At 55.4% G+C, this 20,010-nt stretch carries 18 protein-coding genes; 15 read left to right on the plus strand and 3 right to left on the minus strand.

The genetic code is table 11. The annotated features are described in order from the left end of the window. The first annotated feature begins 89 nt into the window (after positions 1-89). From murA to QO008_RS02515, 6 genes are all read left to right on the plus strand, one after another. On the plus strand, positions 90-1,352 hold the full coding sequence (murA, locus tag QO008_RS02490; protein WP_126464862.1) for a UDP-N-acetylglucosamine 1-carboxyvinyltransferase: 1,263 nt from the start codon (positions 90-92) through the stop codon (positions 1,350-1,352). Positions 1,353-1,446: 94 nt separating this feature from the next. Further along, positions 1,447-2,976 (plus strand): ABC transporter substrate-binding protein, encoded by a 1,530-nt coding sequence (locus QO008_RS02495; RefSeq protein WP_307384042.1) that lies wholly within the window; start codon positions 1,447-1,449, stop codon positions 2,974-2,976. Positions 2,977-3,040: 64 nt separating this feature from the next. Then, positions 3,041-3,967: an ABC transporter permease gene (locus QO008_RS02500; protein WP_126464864.1), complete on the plus strand. Its 927-nt coding sequence runs from the start codon at positions 3,041-3,043 to the stop codon at positions 3,965-3,967. Positions 3,968-3,976: 9 nt separating this feature from the next. Further along, positions 3,977-4,828, plus strand: a complete 852-nt coding sequence (gene nikC, locus QO008_RS02505; protein ID WP_269471181.1) for a nickel transporter permease — start codon at positions 3,977-3,979, stop codon at positions 4,826-4,828. A gap of 1 nt (position 4,829) precedes the next feature. Continuing rightward, on the plus strand, positions 4,830-5,810 hold the full coding sequence (locus QO008_RS02510) for an ABC transporter ATP-binding protein (RefSeq protein WP_126464865.1): 981 nt from the start codon (positions 4,830-4,832) through the stop codon (positions 5,808-5,810). Continuing rightward, positions 5,797-6,597, plus strand: a complete 801-nt coding sequence (locus QO008_RS02515; RefSeq protein WP_126464866.1) for an ATP-binding cassette domain-containing protein — start codon at positions 5,797-5,799, stop codon at positions 6,595-6,597. The genes QO008_RS02510 and QO008_RS02515 overlap by 14 nt, the downstream gene beginning before the upstream one ends. A gap of 37 nt (positions 6,598-6,634) precedes the next feature. On the opposite strand, the gene QO008_RS02520 is transcribed toward QO008_RS02515, so the two are convergent. After that, complete coding sequence (locus QO008_RS02520; RefSeq protein ID WP_407653955.1) at positions 6,635-8,224, minus strand: gamma-glutamyltransferase family protein; 1,590 nt, start codon at positions 8,222-8,224, stop codon at positions 6,635-6,637. Positions 8,225-8,396: 172 nt separating this feature from the next. On the opposite strand from QO008_RS02520, the gene secG reads away from it, so the two are divergent. The 8 genes from secG to QO008_RS02560 all read left to right on the plus strand — a co-directional run bounded on the left by secG (position 8,397) and on the right by QO008_RS02560 (position 16,905). Continuing rightward, on the plus strand, positions 8,397-8,633 hold the full coding sequence (secG, locus tag QO008_RS02525; protein ID WP_126464867.1) for a preprotein translocase subunit SecG: 237 nt from the start codon (positions 8,397-8,399) through the stop codon (positions 8,631-8,633). Between the two features lie 12 nt (positions 8,634-8,645). Then, positions 8,646-10,649, plus strand: a complete 2,004-nt coding sequence (locus QO008_RS02530; RefSeq protein ID WP_126464868.1) for a sodium-translocating pyrophosphatase — start codon at positions 8,646-8,648, stop codon at positions 10,647-10,649. Between the two features lie 114 nt (positions 10,650-10,763). Further along, positions 10,764-11,219: a CtsR family transcriptional regulator gene (locus tag QO008_RS02535; RefSeq protein ID WP_126464869.1), complete on the plus strand. Its 456-nt coding sequence runs from the start codon at positions 10,764-10,766 to the stop codon at positions 11,217-11,219. Between the two features lie 12 nt (positions 11,220-11,231). Beyond that, a complete protein-coding gene (locus tag QO008_RS02540; protein WP_126464870.1) occupies positions 11,232-11,744 on the plus strand; it encodes a UvrB/UvrC motif-containing protein in 513 nt (170 codons plus the stop codon). Then, positions 11,734-12,726 carry a hypothetical protein gene (locus QO008_RS02545; protein ID WP_307384056.1) on the plus strand — a complete coding sequence of 331 codons (993 nt, stop codon included), beginning with the start codon at positions 11,734-11,736 and terminating at the stop codon, positions 12,724-12,726. The genes QO008_RS02540 and QO008_RS02545 overlap by 11 nt, the downstream gene beginning before the upstream one ends. Then, positions 12,726-15,179: an ATP-dependent Clp protease ATP-binding subunit gene (locus QO008_RS02550; RefSeq protein ID WP_307384058.1), complete on the plus strand. Its 2,454-nt coding sequence runs from the start codon at positions 12,726-12,728 to the stop codon at positions 15,177-15,179. The genes QO008_RS02545 and QO008_RS02550 overlap by 1 nt, the downstream gene beginning before the upstream one ends. Further along, on the plus strand, positions 15,169-16,521 hold the full coding sequence (gene radA / locus QO008_RS02555) for a DNA repair protein RadA (RefSeq protein ID WP_307384061.1): 1,353 nt from the start codon (positions 15,169-15,171) through the stop codon (positions 16,519-16,521). The genes QO008_RS02550 and radA overlap by 11 nt, the downstream gene beginning before the upstream one ends. 15 nt (positions 16,522-16,536) lie before the next feature. Beyond that, the gene (locus QO008_RS02560; RefSeq protein WP_307384063.1) at positions 16,537-16,905 is read left to right on the plus strand and encodes a DUF5684 domain-containing protein; all 369 of its coding nucleotides are present in this window, start codon (positions 16,537-16,539) and stop codon (positions 16,903-16,905) included. Between the two features lie 55 nt (positions 16,906-16,960). Here the strand turns inward: QO008_RS02560 and QO008_RS02565 are convergent, their stop codons facing one another. Further along, the gene (locus tag QO008_RS02565) at positions 16,961-17,623 is read right to left on the minus strand and encodes a 50S ribosomal protein L25 (RefSeq protein ID WP_307384065.1); all 663 of its coding nucleotides are present in this window, start codon (positions 17,621-17,623) and stop codon (positions 16,961-16,963) included. An 82-nt stretch (positions 17,624-17,705) separates the two neighbouring features. Further along, on the minus strand, positions 17,706-18,578 hold the full coding sequence (locus QO008_RS02570) for a DegV family protein (RefSeq protein ID WP_126464876.1): 873 nt from the start codon (positions 18,576-18,578) through the stop codon (positions 17,706-17,708). A gap of 293 nt (positions 18,579-18,871) precedes the next feature. Here QO008_RS02570 and QO008_RS02575 point away from each other — a divergent pair, with 293 nt between their 5' ends. Continuing rightward, positions 18,872-20,008 (plus strand): hypothetical protein, encoded by a 1,137-nt coding sequence (locus QO008_RS02575; protein WP_307384073.1) that lies wholly within the window; start codon positions 18,872-18,874, stop codon positions 20,006-20,008. The last annotated feature ends 2 nt before the right edge of the window (positions 20,009-20,010 follow it).

Genomic DNA, 20,010 nt, shown 5'->3' on the forward strand with positions numbered 1-20,010 from the left:
ATAAAGCGCCTTACGGGCAATGTAATGTATATAAATATACGACCGCCGTGATACGCAGTTTAAGAAATAGAATTAAGGGGAGATCGTTTTTGGAAAAGATCGTCGTTGAAAAAAGTCCCGCGCTCAAGGGACGCGTTCGGATCAGCGGAGCAAAAAATGCCGCATTGCCGATCCTCGCAGCTTGTCTGTTGGGTACGGAAGATATTTACTTGGAGGAAGTGCCGGATTTACAGGACGTCAATATTATGTGTAAGGTCCTGGAATCCCTCGGCTCTACCGTGGAAGTGACGGGAAAGGGCAAACTAAAAATCAATTCCGCGAATCTGCGGGAATACAAGACGCCTTTTGAACTGATGAACAAAATGCGTGCGTCGTTTTTGGTAATGGGCCCGCTCCTGGGACGCCTCGGCAAGACCGAAAACTCCCTACCCGGCGGCTGTACCATCGGCGCTCGCCCCATCGACTACCACTTAAAGGGCTTTCGCGCATTGGGCGCGGATATCGTAGAAGACATCGGCAATATCACCGCGTCCTGTGAAAAGCTCGTCGGCGACAAAATCTATCTGGACTTTCCCTCCGTCGGCGCCACGGAAAATATTATGATGGCCGCCGTATTGGCACAAGGGGAGACGGTCATCGAAAACGCCGCGAAAGAGCCGGAAATCGTCGATCTTTCCAACTTTTTGCGCAAACTCGGTGCCAAGGTCACCGGCGCCGGCACTTCCACCATCCGCATCGACGGGGTAGAAAAACTGGGCGGTGCGCGCCACGCCATTATTCCCGACCGGATCGAAGCCGGTACCTTTATGGTCGCCGCCGCCATTACCGGGGGCGATGTTTTGGTGGAAAATGTGATTCCCAATCACATGAAGCCCATTATCGCCAAGCTCAAGGAATCGGGGTGCAAGGTGATCGAAGAAGGGGACAATGTGCGGGTTATCGGAAAGGAAATTCCCGATTCCATCGACATCAAGACCCTGCCGTACCCCGGCTTTCCCACCGATATGCAGGCGCAGTTTATGGCTTATATGACCCAATGTAAGGGCAGCAATGTGGCGATCGAGACCGTATTCGAAAACCGATTTATGCACGTTGAGGAGTTCCGGAAAATGGGCGCCGACATTAAGATCGACGGCAGAAGCGCCGTGGTCGTAGGGCCCAAGAAACTCACCGGGGCACGCGTGCGCGCCAGCGACCTGCGAGCGGGTGCGGCACTGATCTTGGTGGGTCTCGTCGCCGAGGGCAAGACATATATCAACGACATCTACCATATCGATCGGGGCTATGAGGGAATCGAAGACAAATTCCGCGGCCTGGGCGCCAAGGTCTACCGCATCGAGGAAGATGCGTAGGCGATGGCATTGTCGCAATTGTTTTTATATTGCCGAAGAAGGGTATATTCTCTGAAAGTGTTGAACACCCAAACAACCTAACGAAAGAGAAGTGATGCCATTGAACAAAAAACTCATTGCCGCCGTTTTGGCGCTCGCCATGCTCCTGACCGCTTGCGGCGGCGGGGGCGGCGCCTCGTCGGGAAAAGACAAAGATACCCTGACGATCGCCATGGCGGAAGATGCGACCACGATGGATCCTGTGATCCAAAACAACATCTATTCTGAAAACGTGGTGCGACAAATTTTCGATACCCTGATCGCCAGAAAACCCGACGGCGAGATGGAAAACCGCTTGGCGGAATCCATCGAACAACCCGATGAAACCTCGTATGTCGTAAAGCTCCGCTCCGGCGTCAAGTTTTCGAGCGGCGAGGAACTCACATCGGAGGACGTGGCGTTTTCGCTGGATCGGGCGTCGAAATCCGATTCCTACGCCTATATCTTCGAAAAGATCGACCCCGCCAGCTACGATACATCCGATCCCGCGGTGCTGAAGTTTAAGCTCAAAGAACCGGACGTGTCCTTTAAGGCGGCGCTCGCCCACCCGGCGGCGTCTATCGTAAGCAAAAAGGCGGTCGAAGCCGATCCCGACAAGGCCGAGCGGGAACCGGTGGGCACCGGCCCCTTCAAACTGGAGGATTGGTCGAAGCTCAATTCCCTGACGCTTGCCGCCAACGACGAGTACTGGGGCGAAAAGCCCGCTTTCAATAAGATGGTCTTTCGGATCATCCCCGAGGCGAGCAACCGCGTCATCGAACTGGAAAGCGGCCAGGCGGATCTCGCCTTAGAAATCGCCCCCAACGACATCAAAAAGATCGAAGAAAACGACAAGCTCGCCCTCCACAGGAAGATGGACAACTCCGTGCACTTCGCCGGGTTCAATATGACTCGGGCGCCTTTCGACAATCCGAAGGCGAGAGAAGCCGTCTATTCCGCGCTGGATATGCAGGCGATTATCGACTCGGTCTATATGGGCGCGGGCAAAGTCGCCACAGGGCCCATCAACCCGAACTTCGAATACTCCATTTCCGATTCCCTGGAGCCGACAAAGCGGGATATCGAAAAGGCAAAACAACTTTTACAGGAAGCTGGCGTAGAAGAAGGACAGACCGTCAAGCTGTACGTCTCTCAACAACAGGTCCGCAAGGATATGGCGACGATCATCAAGTCCCAGTTGGAAGAAGTCGGCCTGAATGTGGAAATCACCGCATTGGAATGGGGTACCTTCGTCAACGCCTTGGAAGCCAAGGAACACGATATCTTTATTATGAGTTGGGCGCCCTCCGTGGTGGATCCCCACTATACCTTGTTTAGTCCCTACCATACCAAGAATATGGGGGCGGGACCGAACTATATGTACTACAGCAACCCCGAACTCGACGCCCTCATCGACAAGGGCCTCGCGGTGGAAGGGGACGAGCGGGCAGAGGTCTACAAATCGGCACAAGAGCTGATTATGAAAGACAAACCCGTCGTCTATGCACTGTATGGAGAACAGTTGATCGGAACGCAGAAAAATGTTTCCAATTTCGATCCGGATCCCTCCGGCAGCAACGAGTACTATCATATTACGTTCCAATAAAGCAGATTGAGAAAGGCTCCGTTTTTCGGAGTCTTTCTTGCGTATCGACCGGAAAGAGGAGTGCATGACGAAATATATTATCAGACGCCTGCTGTTTATGATTCCCACGCTGTTGGGCGTCAGCTTTATCATCTTCGGTCTTTTGTACCTGACACCGGGCGATGCCGCCACCGCCAAGTTGGGACAGAATGCACCGAAAGAAGCCGTAGAAGCGTATCGGGAGGAGCTGGGGTTAAACGACCCCTTCCTGGTACAATACGGCAATTACATGAAGGGGGCGCTTACGGGCGACTTGGGAAAGAGCTACGCCTCCGGCGCCGACGTGGCGGATACCTTGGCGGAGTATTTTCCCGCCACATTAAAACTGACCGCCTTTTCTCTGGCCATCGCCGTAATTTTCGGGATCCTCTTCGGCATCCTGAGTGCGGTGTATAAGTACAGTTGGATCGACAAGATTTCCATGTTTATCGGCATGATCGGCCTGTCGATGCCGATTTTCTGGTCGGGAATTTTGTTTATTCTGTTGTTTTCGGTAAAACTGCGCTGGCTGCCCTCGTCGGGCCTTTACTCCTTTAAGCACCTGATTTTGCCGGGATTTGCCCTGGGCTTTCAGTCCATGGCGGTGATTATGCGCCAGACCCGCTCTTCTATGCTCGAAGTGCTGGGCAAGGACTATATTCGCACTGCGCGCTCGAAGGGGCTCCGGGAATGGTATGTTATCGTCGTGCACGCGCTGAAAAATGCCATGATTCCCGTGCTCACCAGTGCCGGGCTTTTGACCGGCGCCCTCTTGGGCGGAAGCGTTCTGACCGAGACGATCTTTTCGATCCCCGGCATCGGACGGCATATGGTGCAGTCTATCGGCGCCAGGGATTACCCCATGATCTTGGGAGCGGTGCTGTTGATCTCGTTCTCTTACTGCGTACTGAATCTCGCGATCGATATCCTCTACGGATTTTTGGATCCGCGGGTGCGTAGCCAATACGAATAGGGGGTTTTTGTGGAAAATTCGATATCGAGAAGTAAAGACCTCCGCATGCGTTTTGTAAAGAACAAGATGGCGGTACTGGGACTTTTGATCCTCGCGCTACTGGTTATTATGGCGATCTTTGCGCCCGTCATCGCCACCCACGTGCCCGAAAAGCAGGACCTCGCCAATCGGCTGGCCCTGCCTTCGGCGGCGCATTTTTTCGGGACGGACAATTTTGGGCGCGACATTTTTTCCAATGTCGTCTACGGCGCCCGCATCTCGCTGTTTATAGGCCTTGCCGCCACCACGATTTCGGTGGTCATCGGCACGATTATCGGCGCCGTGGCGGGTTTTTTCGGCGGGCAGGTGGACAATGTGATTATGCGGATCGTCGACGTGTTTTTGTCGATTCCGTCTTTGATCCTCGCCATCGCCATTTCGGCGGTACTGGGCAACGGAATCCGCAATCTGATCCTCGCCGTATCCCTTTCGGGAATTACGGGCTATGCGCGGATCGTGCGGGCGAGCGTCCTTTCGGTAAAGGAACAGGAGTATGTCGAGGCGGCACAGATCGGCGGCGCGGGCAATCTGCGCTTGATCTTTCGCCATATCCTCCCGAACTGCACCGGGCCCATCATCGTGCAGGCGACCCTGGGCGTGGGCACCGCCATTTTACAGGCGGCGAGCCTGAGCTTTATCGGGTTGGGGGTACAGCCGCCGACGCCCGAGTGGGGCGGCATGCTGAGTGCGGGACGGGATTATATCCGCGACTTTCCGCATTTGACGCTATTTCCCGGCCTTGCCATCGCCTTGACTATTTTTTCGCTGAATTTGTTCGGCGACGGCCTGCGCGACACTTTGGATCCGAAGGAAAGGAGCTAATATGGCGAAACTCATGGAATTTAAGGACCTTCACGTTTCCTTTCATACGGACCGGGGCGTGGTGCACGCCGTAAACGGCGTGAGCTTCGACATCGACGAGGGCGAGACCGTCGCAATCGTCGGCGAAAGCGGAAGCGGAAAGAGCGTGACCGCCCTTTCGCTGATGGGGCTTTTGCCCAAACCGGCGGGCACCGTCGACGGGGGCGAGATCCTCTACCGAGGCGAGAATATCTTTTTGATGGACGAAGCGGCGCGGCGGGATTTGCGCAGCCGCGAACTCGCCATGATTTTTCAGGAACCGATGACGAGCCTCAACCCGGCGCTTCGAATCGGCTTTCAGATCGAAGAAGTGTATCGGCGCATTTTGGGGCTATCGAAGGCGGATGCCAAACAGAAGTCTTTGGAGATGTTGGAGATGGTCGAGATCCCCGACGCCAAGGACAAAATGCACGCCTATCCCCACGAGCTCTCCGGCGGGCAGAGACAGCGGGTGATGATCGCCATTGCCCTGGCGTCTTCTCCCAAACTGCTGATCGCCGATGAGCCCACTACGGCGCTGGATGTGACCATTCAGGCGGAGGTCTTGACCTTGATGCGCAATCTGCAAAAAGAGCTCAACACCTCGATCCTCTTGATTACCCACGATTTGGGCGTGGTGGCGCAAATGGCCGACGAGGTGGTGGTCATGTACGGGGGCCGTGTAATGGAAAACACCGATGTGTGTACGCTCTTCGACCACCCTCTGCACCCCTACACCAAGGGTTTGTTGAAGGCGCGGCCCACCCGCGAAAGCAAGGGCAAGAAGCTCTATAACATTCCTGGAAATGTGCCCACCGCCTTCGAAATGGAGGGACACTGCCCCTTCTATTCCCGTTGCAGCGAGCGCATGGAAAAGTGCGCTAAGGCGGTTCCCGCCCTCACCGAAGAGAATCCGGGGCAAGAAGTCGCCTGTTTCTTATACGAGGAGGATGCCCGTGGATAAGATTTTGGAACTGAAAGATGTGACGAAAGAGTTTTCCGTGGGCAAAAAGACCATCTTCGGCGCCGCGCCCAAGACGGTAAGGGCGGTCGATCACGTCAGCTTCAGCTTGGGAAGAAAAGAAACCCTAGGCATCGTCGGCGAGAGCGGAAGCGGCAAATCTACATTGGCGCGCTGTATTTTGGGCCTATATCCCGACGCGCAAGGCGAGGTGCTCTTTGAAGGGAAAAATGTGCTAACGGCAGACAAAAAAGAAATCCGCGCGGTGCGCCGAAAGATTCAGATGATCTTTCAGGATCCGTACAGTTCGCTGAATCCCCGCATGAGTGCCCGAGAGATCGTGATGGAGCCCTTGATCAATCTGGGGAGCGACGACATCCGGCGGCGGGCGGAAGAGACCCTCAAGCTATGCGGTCTTTCTACGCAGCATTTCGAGCGCTATCCCCACGAATTTTCCGGCGGCCAGCGCCAGCGGATCGGCATCGCCCGGGCGTTGGTGGTAGAGCCGGATCTGATCCTCGCCGATGAACCCACATCGGCGCTGGACGTTTCGATCCAGGCGCAGATTATCAATCTCCTGGAGGAATTGCAGGAGGAGCGGGATCTGAGCTATATCTTTATCTCGCACAATATCGCCGTGATACAGCATATTTCCGATCGAATCGGCGTCATGTATAAGGGCGAATTGGTAGAAATCGGCGACGAAGCGCAGGTCTCCGAGGCGCCGCGACATCCCTATACGAAAAAGCTGCTCGCGGCGATCCCGCCGCCGGATCCCCATTGCAGATAAAAAGCATCCCTCGAGGGATGCTTTTTTTGATGCGTATTCAATAGAGCGCCGCGATGTAGCCGTCGCAGCGTTTTTCGGTGCCGCCACAGTAGACACCGTTTTCGCGCACGAGGATCTGTCCCCGTCCCATATCCAGCTCGTCGCCCGGGATGGTGACCGCATGGCCCGAGGCGCGGAGAAAATCGAGGATCTCGGGGGCGTAGGTCGATTCGCACGCAATGCGGTCCTCCCCCGTCCACATAAAGCGCGGCGCGTCCAAGGCGGCCTGGGGATTTGCGCCCGAGACGAGCAGCCGCAGCAGGGTTTGCACATGGCCCTGGGGCTGCATAAATCCGCCCATCACGCCGAAGGCGGCATAGGGCGCGCCGTCTTTGGTCAAAAAGCCGGGGATGATGGTGTGATAGGGGCGTTTGCCGCCGGCGAGGATGTTGTCGTGGCCCGCTTCCAAAGAGAAGTTGAGCAGCCGGTTGTTGAGAGAAATCCCCGTACCCGGGACCACGACGCCGGATCCGAAGCCGTCGTAATTGGATTGGATCATAGATACCATATTGCCCGCTGTATCTCCCACCGCGAAGTAGACGGTCGAGGGGGCGAGGGGGTGGCAGTATTCGACGATCTTGGCCGTATCGGCGATGTCGTTGCGGCGGCGTCGGATAAAGGCGTCTGAGAGCAGGTCTTCACAGCGCACGCGCATATGATCGGGATCGGTGACGAAGCGGGCACAATCGGTCATGGCGCGCTTCACGGCCTCGACGGTGCGGTGGACGCCCAACGGCGTATCGAGGTCGATCTTCCAGGGTTTGAGCATCGCCAGGGCCATAAGCACTGAGATGCCGTGACCGTTGGGGGGCAGTTCGTAAACAGTGGTCCCTTCGAAGTCGAGGGAGAGCGGCTCTACGCGCAGGGTTTGGTGGGCGGCGAGGTCCGCGGCGGAAAGAAATCCGCCGAAAGTCGCCGAAAATTCCGAGATCTTCTCGGCGAGTGTGCCGCGGTAGAAGGCCTCGGATTTGCTTTCTGCGATGGCAATCAGCGTCTCTGCCTGATCGGGATTGGAGAAGATTTCGCCGGGCCGGGGGGCGCGTCCTTCGGGGGCGAAGGTGTGCCAAAAGGCGTCGAAGACCGGGCCGGTGCAGTGCTTGCGCGTTCTAAGTTCCCGCGCCCACAGAGCCGATACCGTGGGTGAGATGACGAAGCCGTCCTTTGCATATCGAATGGCGGGGGCGAGCACCTCCAAAAAGGAAAGGGCGCCGAAGGCTTCGTGCACCGTGCGCCAGGCGTCCACGGCGCCGGGGACGCCGACGGGTTCGATTCCGTAGGGCGGGATCTTATCGAATCCCTTCTTTTGAAGTGCCTCGGGGGAAATAGACGCGGGGCTCTTGCCGCTTCCGTTGAAGCCGTAGAGGGCGCCTCCAAAGGAAAATACGGTAAAGAGATCGGAACCCAAGCCATTGGAGGTGGGCTCCACCACGGTTTGGGCCGCCGCCATGGCGATCGCCGCATCGATCGCGTTTCCGCCTTGCTCTAAAACGGTTCTTCCCGCCTCGGCGGCGAGGGGGGTGGAGGCCAGCGCCATGGCCGGGGCGTAGACCGCGCTTCGTTTCGAAGGATAGGGATAGCTGTGATACAATGGATTCACTCCTTTCTCTATCAGTGTAGACCAGGGGGAACGAATTTTCCAGACCGAGGCACAAAAGCCGTAATTCAAGCCGATTGCCGGCCGTTCTGAATTGCAATCACACGGTGTTTATGGTAGGATAGTAACGTTATTGATATACAATTCAAACAGAGGGGGTGTTAGATTGACCACGTTTTTAAGTATCATAGTGGCGCTGTCGGCGATTGCCTTGATTCTCTCCGTCGTCGTGCAGGAATCGACGCAAGTGGGATTGGGAACCTTGGACGGCAGCGGAGGCGCTTCTGCGGAGTGGGGTGCCAATCGCGGTACCAGCCGCAAGGAAATGCTGAAGCGGATTACCGTCGTGACGTCCGTAGTCTTTTTCATTTCTATTATCGTATTGATCGCTGTAACGCAATAATCAGGAGGAATCATGGATTTTAACATTTTACTCATTGCTCCCGTCGTGGGGGTAATAGCCATCTTGTTCGGTCTGTATAAGTCTTCTTATGTAGGCAAGCAAGAGGCCGGAGACGAACGCATGAAAGAAATTTCCGGCTACATCCACGAAGGGGCCATGGCATTTCTGCAACGGGAATACAAGGCACTCGTCGTATTCGTAATCGCTTTGGCCGTCGTCTTATTCTTCGCCATCAACTGGCAAACCGCCGTCTGCTTTATCGTCGGCGCGATTTTCTCGGTATTGGCGGGCTATGTCGGCATGAACACGGCCACCAAGGCCAATGTGCGCACCGCCAACGCCGCCCACACCAGCGGCATGGCAAAGGCATTGGACATCGCTTTTTCCGGCGGCGCCGTAATGGGCCTGATCGTAGTGGGTCTGGGTATCCTCGGGATCTCCCTGTTCTACCTCTGGTTCGGCAACCCCGAAATCATCACCGGGTTCTCCCTCGGTGCTTCTTCGATCGCATTGTTTGCCCGCGTGGGCGGCGGTATCTATACCAAGGCTGCCGACGTCGGTGCGGACTTGGTGGGTAAGGTCGAAGCGGGCATTCCCGAAGACGACCCCCGTAACCCCGCGGTCATCGCCGACAACGTAGGCGACAATGTCGGCGACGTCGCCGGCATGGGCGCGGACCTCTTCGAATCCTATGTAGGGGCACTGCTCTCGGTCATCACTTTGGGAACCCTGGCATTTCGTGAACAAGGCCTGCAATTCGGCCTCGGCATCGCCGCCATCGGGATTGTGGCATCGATCTTGTCCATGTTCTTTGTAAAGGGCGACAAGAACCCGCAAAAGGCGTTAAACATCGGTACTTACGTCGCATCCGGCGTGACCATCGTGGCAGCGGGCGTTTTGGCCAACGGCATCTTCGGTTCGCTGACCATGTTTTTCCCGGTTATCGTCGGCGTTATCGTAGGGCTCACCATCTCCAAGATTACCGAGCACTACACGGCGGCGGAATATAAGCCGGTACAGAGAATCGCAAAAGAATCCGAAACCGGCGCTTCTACCAATATCATCTCCGGTCTGTCCGTGGGCATGATGTCCACCGTAGGACCGATCATCGTCTTGGCCATCGGCATTATCGCCGCATACGCATTGGGCGGCGGTAAAGAAAACGCCATCTACGGCCTCTACAGCATCGCACTCGCAGCTGTGGGTATGCTCGCGACCACCGCATCCACCATCGCGGTAGACGCATACGGCCCCATCGCCGACAACGCCGGCGGTATCGCCGAAATGTGCGAACTTCCCGAAGAAGTACGCGACATCACCGACTCTTTGGATGCGGTCGGCAACACCACCGCAGCTATCGGTAAGGGATTTGCCATCGGCTCTGCAGCTCTGACCGCGCTGTCTCTGTTCGTATCGTATATTCAGGCGACCGGCCTTGCGGGCATCGACATTTCCAAGCCCTCGGTTATCGCCGGTACCTTTATCGGCGGTATGCTGCCCTTCGCCTTCTCGGCGCTCACCATGAGTGCGGTGGGTAACGCGGCCAGTGCCATGATCGACGAGGTACGTCGTCAATTCAAAGACATCCCCGGCATCATGGAAGGCAAGGCGACCCCGGAATACGCCCGTTGCGTAGATATTTCTACCACCGCGGCCCTTCGCGAAATGATCGTTCCCGGCATTATCGCCGTCGTCGTCCCCATGCTCGTCGGCTTCCTCTTGGGAACCGAGGCACTGGGCGGACTCCAAGCCGGTGCGCTGATTACCGGCGTTCTGATGGCGATCTTTATGAGTAATGCCGGCGGCGCTTGGGACAATGCCAAGAAATATATCGAAGGCGGCGCCCACGGCGGCAAGGGATCCATTGCGCATAAGGCAGCGGTTACCGGCGATACGGTCGGCGACCCCTTCAAGGATACCTCCGGTCCCAGCTTGAACATTTTGATCAAGTTGATCACCATCGTCTCCTTGGTATTCGCACCCCTGTTCGTCGCATTCGGAGGCGTGTTCCTCTAAAATACGACAATAAAAATGCCCTTCGGGGCATTTTTTTATGCACAAAAACGGATTCTCTGATATTGACATTCTTTGACCATTAACGTATAATGATTCTCACGAGAGGGGGTAAATATGGCACGACTCAGCAATGTCATCGAAGAATACATTCGTACGCTGCTTGCAGAGAAAGACGGCAATGTAGAGATCAAGCGCAATGTGCTGGCGCAGCATTTCGGCTGCGCGCCCAGCCAGATCAACTACGTTCTTACCACCCGTTTTACGCCGGTACAGGGGTTTTATGTGGAATCCCGCCGGGGCGGGGGCGGCTATATTCGCATCGTACAGGTGGAAATCGAGGACAACCGGAAGTATGCGGATCTTCTGCAAGAGGAGATCGGCGATAGTTTGACCCGGATCAACGGAGACCGGATCCTCGACGCGTTGGCGGAGGGCGGCTTTCTCGACGAGCGGGAAAAGCGGCTGCTCAAGATCGCCCTTTCCGACCGCGCCCTCGCCGCGGCAGGCGATGTACGCAATCGCCTGCGAGCGGAGATTTTACAGAATGTTTTATTGGGTATCTTCTCTTAAGGAGGTGGAGGTATGCTCTGTGAACACTGCCACGAAAACGAAGCACAAATTACCTACACGACCGTAGAAGGGGATACGACGAAAGAGTTGCATATTTGTCGCAGCTGCTTTCAGGATTTGATCAAAGAAGATTTTCCGACGATGCAGATTCCATCGGTGGAAATCCAGCCCCTCCTCAAAGAACTCTTTCCTCTGTTCGGCTATGGCGACAGAAAAGACGAAGAGCGGGCCTGCGCGCACTGCAACCGCACGCTCAGGGAGTTTCAGGAGACGGGGATCCTCGGCTGTGAACACTGCTATGAGGCGTTTTCCGAGGAGCTGTCTCGGATCCTGCCGCGTATACAGGGGGCCAAGAAGCATGTGGGCCACAAGCCCCGCGCCGCCTTGTTGCGCGACGAGAAGAGCCGAAAGATCCAGACTTTGCAAGAAGAACTGGAGCGCGCCGTCGCCGAAGAGCGTTACGAAGACGCCGCCGACCGACGGGATCGAATCAAGGAATTGCGAGAAGATAAAGATGCACAATGATCAGGTTTTGCTAACGAGCCGAATTCGGCTGGCGAGAAATATCGAAGGCTATCCGTATCCGTCGACGATGGATAGGGAAGCGGCCCGGGCGCTTACGGAAAAGATCATCGACGCGTTCGAGAAGCGCGAAGATACCTGGGTATACCACAAGATTCAGGATATGGCGCCCTTGCAGAGCCTCTATGCGCTGGAAGAGAATCGGATCAGCCCCGAACTGATGAAAAACAAAGAGATCGGTTCGTATCTGGAAGGACCGGACAACGAAATCGTCATGTTGATGGAGGAGGATCACCTGCGCATTCAGGATATGCGCAAGGGATTTTTTTTAGACGAAGAATACGAAAACGTCGCCTCGATCGCGGGCGATCTGGAAGAGCGCTTGCCGGTCTCCTACGATCCCGTACTGGGCTATCTGGCCGCCTGCCCCAGCAATGTGGGCACGGGCCTGCGCGCCGGGTGTATGATGCATCTTCCCGCCTTGGACACATTGGGGATGGAACAGATTCAGCGCTCTATCACCCGCATGGGCTTTGTGCTCAGAGGCATTCGCGGCGAGGGTTCCAAGAGCATCGGGCATATCTACCAGATCAGCAACGAGCGGACCCTGGGCCTTACGGAAGAAGAATTCTTGCGACGGGCCAAATCGATCGTCGCTGAGGTGGCGGCGCTCGAGCGGATAAAGCGCAAAGAGATGTATCTGGATCACTTGATCGAGCTGGAGGATATGGCGCGGCGCAGTTACGGAATTCTGCGCAATGCGCGGATTATCGGCTTTGAAGAAGTGATGTTTCACCTCAGCCATATGAAACTCGGGATCGAACTTTCCGTCTTGGACCCCAAGCGGGACTTCGACCTTTACGATGCGATGATTCGCCTGGGAAAGGCCCATCTTCAAATGGAGCGGGGCAGTTTTCTCGACGATCGGAGCAGCAATATATATCGCGCCAATACGGTGCGGAAGTTTATCAAGGAGGTATTTTAATGGCGATGTTCGGCAAATTTACCGAAAAGAGTCAACGTGCCATGGTCTTCGCCCAATCGGAGGCGCGGGAGCAGGGGCACGCATATATCGGAAGCGAACACATTTTGTTGGGGATCCTCCAGGTACCCGCCGGTGCCTCGGGCATTCTCGCCCAAGTGGGCGTCGACTACGCCCGGGCGAAGGATGCCGTTATGGAGATCGTATCCCCCGAACCGGGGCCGGTGACCTCGCTCACCTATACGCCCCGCACAAAAAAGATTTTCGAATTGGCCTTGGAAGTGGCCAACGAACTGGGACACAATTATATCGGCACGGAACATTTGCTCTTGGGCATTTTGCGCGAAGGCAAAGGCGTCGCCGTATTGGCGCTAAGGAATCTGGGAATCGACGTGACGATGCTCGAGAGAAGCATCGTGATGGCGATTAAAAAGGTCGACCCGCGCGCCCAAGAAGTCGAAGAGGACGTCAACGAATCGGCGCTCGAAGAATTCGGCCACAATCTGAATGAACGCGCCACCGCCGGCAAGATCGACCCGGTGATCGGCAGAAAAGAAGAGATCGAGCGGATCATTCAAGTGCTGGTGCGCCGTACCAAGAACAATCCCGTTTTAATCGGCGAACCCGGCGTCGGGAAAACCGCCATCGCAGAAGGCCTGGCGCAGCGCATCGTCGAAGGAAAGGTGCCGGAGATCATCAAGGACAAAAAGATCTATACCTTGGACGTCTCCGCCCTGATCGCCGGGGCAAAATACCGCGGCGACTTTGAAGAACGGCTGAAGGCAGTGATCGCCGAAGTGGAATCTCGCGAGGACGTCATCCTCTTTATCGACGAGATCCACGTGGTGATCGGTGCCGGCGGCGCGGAAGGGGCGATGGACGCATCGAATATCTTAAAGCCCTCTTTGACCAAGGGCGATCTGCAGATTATCGGCGCGACGACCATCGACGAATACCGCAAGCATATCGAAAAGGACCCCGCCTTTGAACGCCGCTTGATGCCCATTATGGTGGAAGAACCCGATGTGGAAGATTCCATCGAGATCCTCAGGGGCATTCGCGACAAATACGAAGCCCATCACAATGTAAAGATTACCGATGCGGCCATCGAGGCGGCGGTGGAACTTTCGCACCGCTATATCAACGACCGCTTCCTGCCCGACAAGGCGATCGACTTGATCGACGAGGCGGCGAGCCGCTTGCGGGTCGAAAACTTCAACAGTCCCAACTCCCTGAAAGAATTGGAAGAGGCGCTGGCAAAACTCTCTAAAGAGAAGGAAGAAGCGGTCAATTCCCAAAACTTCGAAGAAGCGGCGCGGCTGCGCGATGAAGAAAAGAAGATCGAGGAAGAACTCGAGGGCCAAAAGAAGAACTGGGACCGCGAAAAGCACACCAAGAATATGGTCGTGGACTACGAAGAGATCGCAGAAATCGTAAGCAACTGGAGCGGCATTCCCGTCACCACCATGAACGCCGAGGAGAGTGAACGACTGGTGCGGTTGGAAGAGGAACTCAATAGCGAAGTAATCGGACAGCCCCAAGCGGTCGAAGCGGTATCTCGCGCCATCAAGCGCGCCCGCGTGGGCCTCAAGAGTCCCGATAAGCCCATCGGCAGCTTTATCTTCGTAGGCCCCACCGGTGTCGGTAAGACCTATCTCGCCAAGAGCCTGGCGGAATTCTTGTTCGGCGATGCGGATTCTATGATCCGGATCGATATGAGTGAGTATATGGAAAAACACAGCGTCTCCCGTCTCGTGGGTTCGCCCCCGGGATATGTCGGCTACGACGAGGGCGGACAGCTCACCGAAGCCGTGCGCAGAAAGCCCTATTCCGTGGTGCTCTTCGACGAAATCGAAAAGGCGCACCCCGACGTGTTCAATATCTTGCTGCAAATCTTAGACGACGGACGACTGACCGACGGACAGGGGAGAACGGTGGACTTTAAGAACACGGTCTTGATTATGACCAGCAATGTGGGCGCCACCCTTCTCAAGCGTCAAAACACCATGGGCTTCGGCGCGCCGGATACCGAATCGGCGCGGGGGTACGACAAAATGGTCGAAACCATTCAGTCGAAACTCAAGGAAACCTTCCGCCCCGAGTTTTTGAACCGGATCGACGAGATCATCGTCTTTAAGTACTTGGAAGAAGAACAAGTGCGCGAGATCGTGAAACTGATGCTCCGCGACTTGAAGGAGCGGTTGGAAGACAACGAAATCCACATTCACTTTACCGATGCCGTGGTGGATTATATCGGCGATGAAGGCTTCGACGAAGAATACGGCGCCCGTCCCCTGGTGCGTTCGATTCGAAAGAATATCGAAGACCGCCTCGCCGACGAGATCCTCTTGGGCCATGTCCAAAAGGACCATGAAATTTTTGTGGATGCCAAAGACGGAAAGCTGGTATTTTCCGAGGAGGCGAAGACGCCCCAAACCGTAAGCGATGAAGCATAAGGGCTATGTATGCGAATCCTGCGGCTACAAGAGTTCGGGGTTTTTCAGCCGCTGCCCGTCGTGTAAGACTTGGAACAGCTTTCGGGAAGTCGGAGAAGAGGCGGAGGAGAAACGGTCTACGCGCACAAAAAAAGAGGCGAGACCGCTCGCTAGTGTGGTGGGCGAAACCAAAAAGCGACTTTCCAGCGGCTATAAGGAATTCGACCGCGTGATGGGCGGCGGCATCGTAGAGGACGGGGTGACGATCCTCGCCGCCAAACCCGGTGCGGGAAAATCTACCCTGCTGTTTCAGATCGCCAATGCCCTCGCCAAGGACGGCCTGCGCGTCTTGTACGCTTCGGGCGAAGAGAGCGAGAGCCAGGTGAAGATGCGCGCCGAGCGGATCAGCACGGGAATCAGCGAAAATATCTGGATCTATGCCGGCACCTCTATGGACGATGTGCGCCACTGGATCCGGGAGATCAACCCCGCCGTCATCATATTGGATAGCATTCAGACCTTTACCCTCGATGCTTTTTCCGCGCGGGCGGGAACGCCCACCCAAACCATGGAATGTGCGAATCTCTTGGTGGACTACGCCAAGAACAAAGGCAAGCCCCGGGCGGTGTTTATGGTGGGTCAGCTTACCAAGCAGGATTCCCTTGCCGGCGTGCGGGCGTTAGAACACCTGGTAGATACGGTGCTCTTTATCGACCACGAAATGCAGGAAGAGCTTCGCATTTTGCAGGTGACGAAAAACCGATTCGGTTCCACCGGCGAGATGGGATTTTTCTCGATGACCGAGGCGGGCATGGTCTCGATCGACAACCCTTCCTCACATTTTATGACCGAACGGGCGGAAGGGGGCGAGGTGCCGGGCTCTGCGATGTGCATCGCCAGAGAAGGGACCCGCAGCATTATCGTCGAGATCGAAAGTCTCGTCAGTAAGAGCTTTACGCCCTATCCCCAGCGGATCTCCCAGTGTATGGGCAGAGAACAGCTGGGGGTGCTCCTCTCTATATTGGAAGAGCGGGGCGGTCTGTCGCTGTACGACAAGAATGTCGTGGTAAAAACCACCGGCAATCTGAAGCTCAAAGAAGGGGCTGCGAATCTCGCGGCCATCCTTTCGATCGCATCGGCATTTCGCAACAAGCCCCTTCCACGGGACGTGCTCTTTATCGGCGATGTGGGACTCACCGGAGAGATTAAAAATGTCCCCTCTCTCCAGTCGCGCATTCGCGAAGGGGAGCGGATGGGATTTCGCACCATCTACGTGCCCCTGGGCGCGCGCATCGAAGGGGGAGGAAAAGCGGAGATTCGGCCTCGGCGTCTTTTATCGGAAGTCGTTCGGGAACTCTTGTAAACAAGGAGACGCACAATGGACTATTACGAGAATCTGCTCGGGGTCTTTGCCGGGGGAACGGCGATGATGATCGCCTTGATCGTCGCCATCATCTATATGGTGGCGTGGTGGAAATTGTTCGAAAAAGCGGGGGAAGCGGGGATCGCATCGATCATTCCCATCTACAACACCGTCGTGCTTGCGCGCATCGTCTACGGATCGGGTTGGTTTGCGCTTTTGCTCCTCTTGCCCGGGATCGGTGCGGTCTATGTGCCGATCACGACTTTCTTGTTGATGCGCCGATTTGATCGCAGCGTGCTGTTCAGCTTTTTGGCCATATGGATTCCGTTTTTGGTCCTCGTGCCGGCCTTTGGAGACGATCTGTATTTGGGACCGATCCGTTGATTTCATAAAAATAAGCCATCGAGATTGACTCGATGGCTTATTTTTATGAAAAAGATTATTCGGCGTCTTCTTCTTCTTCCTCGTCGGATTCGGTTTCGTCGACGGTGGGTACGTCGGCTGCTTCTGCTTCTTCCGCATCTTCGTCTTCTTCGATGATTTCTTCGCGGGGTTCTTGGAGGGAAGCGACGGCTTCTTCCGCATCGGTGAGGACTTCGATGTCTTCGATCTTAAAGACATCCAAGTCTTCGACGGTGAGGGTATCGCCGATCTCCATATCTGCGACATTGACAACGGCTTCGGAAGGAAGATTGGTCGGCAGACATTCGACTTCGACTTCTTCCAACAGTTGCAACAATACGGAGGGTTGTACCTTGATATCGTCTCTGCCTTCGAGGACGACGGGAATCATCAACTTGATCTTTTCCTTCAGGTTGACGCCGTAGGCATCGAAGTGCAGGAGTTGGTTTTTGAAGGGGTGCTCTTGAATTTCCTTAAACAGGATCTTCTTGGAGTTGCCGTCCAATTCCGCATCCACCAGAGCGGAGGTACCGGCTACGTCTACGATTTTACGCAACTCGTTGGCCTTGGCGACGATGGCTACCGGCTCTTCGCCTTTGGCATAGTAAATGCCGGGGACCAGACCTTCCGTTCTATTCTTCTTGGCGCCGGCAGTACCGGTGCCTTCGCGTTTTTCTAAATGTAATTTAAGTTCTGTCATTTCGTATCCTCCTTAGTTTACTCGACAATAAATTATATCCTAAAATCAGCGCAATTTCCACGTTTTCGCGCATTTTTCCGAACTAGGAGACGGGTTTCGCGCACAATACGGCCATAGAAATGCCCCCGCTTCCCAAATGAGAGCCGATAATGGGGTTTAAGAGGCCCGTATAGACGGTTTCGATCTCCGTCTTTTCGAGAATCAGCTTTTTCACTTCTTCACAGAGCGCTTCGTTGTCGGCGTGGGACAGATAACAGATTCGGTGTGCGGGATCCGGGTCCTCTCCGGCGGTGCGTGCGAGGGTCTTGGTCGCGTTCTTTGCGCCGCGTACCTTTTCGCGAATGGCGAGGACGCCGTCGTCGCGCATATGGAGGAAGGGCTTAATATTTAAGGCATTTCCCACCAAGGCGCCGACACTCGAAAGGCGCCCGCCGCGGTGTAAGTGGTCCAATTCGGTGACGATGCCGTAGAGCCCGATATGTGCCTTAAAGCTTTCCAGATCGTCGAAATTTTCCGAAAGATCCATGCCCGCCGCTTGATTCGCCTCCGCCCGGGCACAGATCAAATTGCCGCCGGCGGTGCAGGTGCGGGTGTCCAAACAGCGGATGGTGCGCTCGGGGTAGCGCGCCTGTAAGAGTTTTGCCGCCACCTCCGACTGATGAAACTGCATGGATATGCCGCCGCTCATACAGAGGTATAAGACGTCGAGGCCTTTCTCTAAGTATTGTTCGAAATAGTGTTCATAGATCCCCGGGGAAATCTGAGAAGTATAGGCGGGTTGTTCTTTAAGCAGCCGGTAGAATGTCAAGATATCGTCGCGCGTGGTATCGTCGCCGATCTCGAAATCGCGACCGCCGCAAGCGGTCCGCATGGGGATTCTGCGGATATTCGTACTATGAAACAGCTCGGGATATAGGTCCTGAGCGCCGTCTGTCAAAATTTGATAGGATGACATTTTACACCTCGATCCTTTCTCGTCCCCTCCGCTTGTTCGGAGATAGACGTAAATATTATACCACACTTGCTCGCGTAGTTATCTTCGGAAGCGGAGACGGGGAAAATCCACGCATAAAAAGCGTTTGCGCGTTTAACAAATAACAATGGAAAGGAAAAATGCCGGTGTATAGCCGTTTTCGTAGGTACAAATGTGAATATCATGTATAAAAAACAATTCTTGACATGGTTTCCAAAATCTTGTACGCTTGAACATATCTAAAATTATCTATTTGTGTGAAAAGGAGTACAGAGATGAAGATTTCGGGGAACGGCGGAAAACTCGCCATCGGCGCCTTGGCGCTGACTTTGTTGGCGGGATGCGCACAAAAGAACGACACGCAGGCGAACGGAGCGCAAGAGGAAGCAAAGAATGCGCAGACGCAAACCGCCGTCGCCAACGATAAGAAGGCGACCGAGGAAAAGAGCGAAGTCGCGGCGGGCGAGATCGCCAAATTGGGCCTGGGATTCGATACCACGCTCAAGACCACCGATCAGATGGGAGAAAAGGGCGCATCGGCGCAGGCGGACGGGATGGCGGTGGCCGTGGGCTTTGACACCGACGGCAAGATCGTCGATCTCCGTTACGATGTGATTCAACCCAAGGTCGAATTTTCCAATGACGGCGCCTATACCGCCCCGGCGGAGGCCGCCTCTTCGAAATTGGAACAGGGCGCGAGCTACGGCATGAAAGAAGCTTCGGAGATCGAGAAGGAATGGGACGAGCAATCCGCCGCCATTTCCGCCTATGCGATCGGAAAGACGGTAGAGGAGATCGAGGGGATCGCCACCAAGGAAAAAGACGAGCACCACAAGGCGGTACCCGATGTCGCGGATCTCGCGAGCTCGGTGACCATCGACATCGGCGCGTTTCAAAAGCTGGTGCGTGAAGCCTATGACAACGCCCAAGACGCGAGCGGCGGCGAAAAGGTGGGCTTAAAGCTCACCGCCGATACCCAAAAGTCCAAGGGCGTGGAAGGGGAAAAGGGCCCCAAAGCGGCGATTGAAATCTCCGCTGCGGCGGTTGTGATCGATAAAGACGAAAAGATCACCGCCTCGAGAATCGACATCTCCGAGCCGACGGCAGAATTTGACGCCGCCGGGAAAGTGAAACAGGCGGATGCCGAAATTAAAAGCAAGAGGGATTTGGGAGATGCGTATCAGATGAAAGAAGCCTCCGAAATCAAGAAAGAATGGTACGAACAGGCCGACGATTTTGAGGCGTATGTCGGCGGAAAGACCGCAGAGGAAGTTCTCGCCATTCCCACCAAGGAAAAAGACGAGCACCACAAGGCGGTGCCCGATGTAGCGGATCTCGCGAGCTTGGTGACCATCGATATCGGCGACTTGCAAAAACTGGTGCAAGGTGCCGTAGAAAACGCGAGCAAATAATC

It is taken from the genome of Aedoeadaptatus ivorii (genome assembly GCF_030815095.1).
GTDB classification, from domain to species: Bacteria; Bacillota; Clostridia; order Tissierellales; family Peptoniphilaceae; genus Aedoeadaptatus; species Aedoeadaptatus ivorii.

What these genes read in the sequence shown, in the direction of transcription:
- QO008_RS02535 (WP_126464869.1), top strand. Translation starts at nt 10,764, where the DNA reads ATGGCACGACTCAGCAATGTCATCGAAGAATACATTCGTACGCTGCTT.
- QO008_RS02500 (WP_126464864.1), top strand. Translation starts at nt 3,041, where the DNA reads ATGACGAAATATATTATCAGACGCCTGCTGTTTATGATTCCCACGCTG.
- QO008_RS02495 (WP_307384042.1), top strand. Translation starts at nt 1,447, where the DNA reads ATGCCATTGAACAAAAAACTCATTGCCGCCGTTTTGGCGCTCGCCATG.
- QO008_RS02515 (WP_126464866.1), top strand. Translation starts at nt 5,797, where the DNA reads ATGCCCGTGGATAAGATTTTGGAACTGAAAGATGTGACGAAAGAGTTT.
- QO008_RS02510 (WP_126464865.1), top strand. Translation starts at nt 4,830, where the DNA reads ATGGCGAAACTCATGGAATTTAAGGACCTTCACGTTTCCTTTCATACG.
- QO008_RS02575 (WP_307384073.1), top strand. Translation starts at nt 18,872, where the DNA reads ATGAAGATTTCGGGGAACGGCGGAAAACTCGCCATCGGCGCCTTGGCG.
- QO008_RS02550 (WP_307384058.1), top strand. Translation starts at nt 12,726, where the DNA reads ATGGCGATGTTCGGCAAATTTACCGAAAAGAGTCAACGTGCCATGGTC.
- QO008_RS02560 (WP_307384063.1), top strand. Translation starts at nt 16,537, where the DNA reads ATGGACTATTACGAGAATCTGCTCGGGGTCTTTGCCGGGGGAACGGCG.
- QO008_RS02545 (WP_307384056.1), top strand. Translation starts at nt 11,734, where the DNA reads ATGCACAATGATCAGGTTTTGCTAACGAGCCGAATTCGGCTGGCGAGA.
- QO008_RS02540 (WP_126464870.1), top strand. Translation starts at nt 11,232, where the DNA reads ATGCTCTGTGAACACTGCCACGAAAACGAAGCACAAATTACCTACACG.
- radA (WP_307384061.1), top strand. Translation starts at nt 15,169, where the DNA reads ATGAAGCATAAGGGCTATGTATGCGAATCCTGCGGCTACAAGAGTTCG.
- QO008_RS02565 (WP_307384065.1), bottom strand. Translation starts at nt 17,623, where the DNA reads ATGACAGAACTTAAATTACATTTAGAAAAACGCGAAGGCACCGGTACT.
- QO008_RS02570 (WP_126464876.1), bottom strand. Translation starts at nt 18,578, where the DNA reads ATGTCATCCTATCAAATTTTGACAGACGGCGCTCAGGACCTATATCCC.
- QO008_RS02530 (WP_126464868.1), top strand. Translation starts at nt 8,646, where the DNA reads ATGGATTTTAACATTTTACTCATTGCTCCCGTCGTGGGGGTAATAGCC.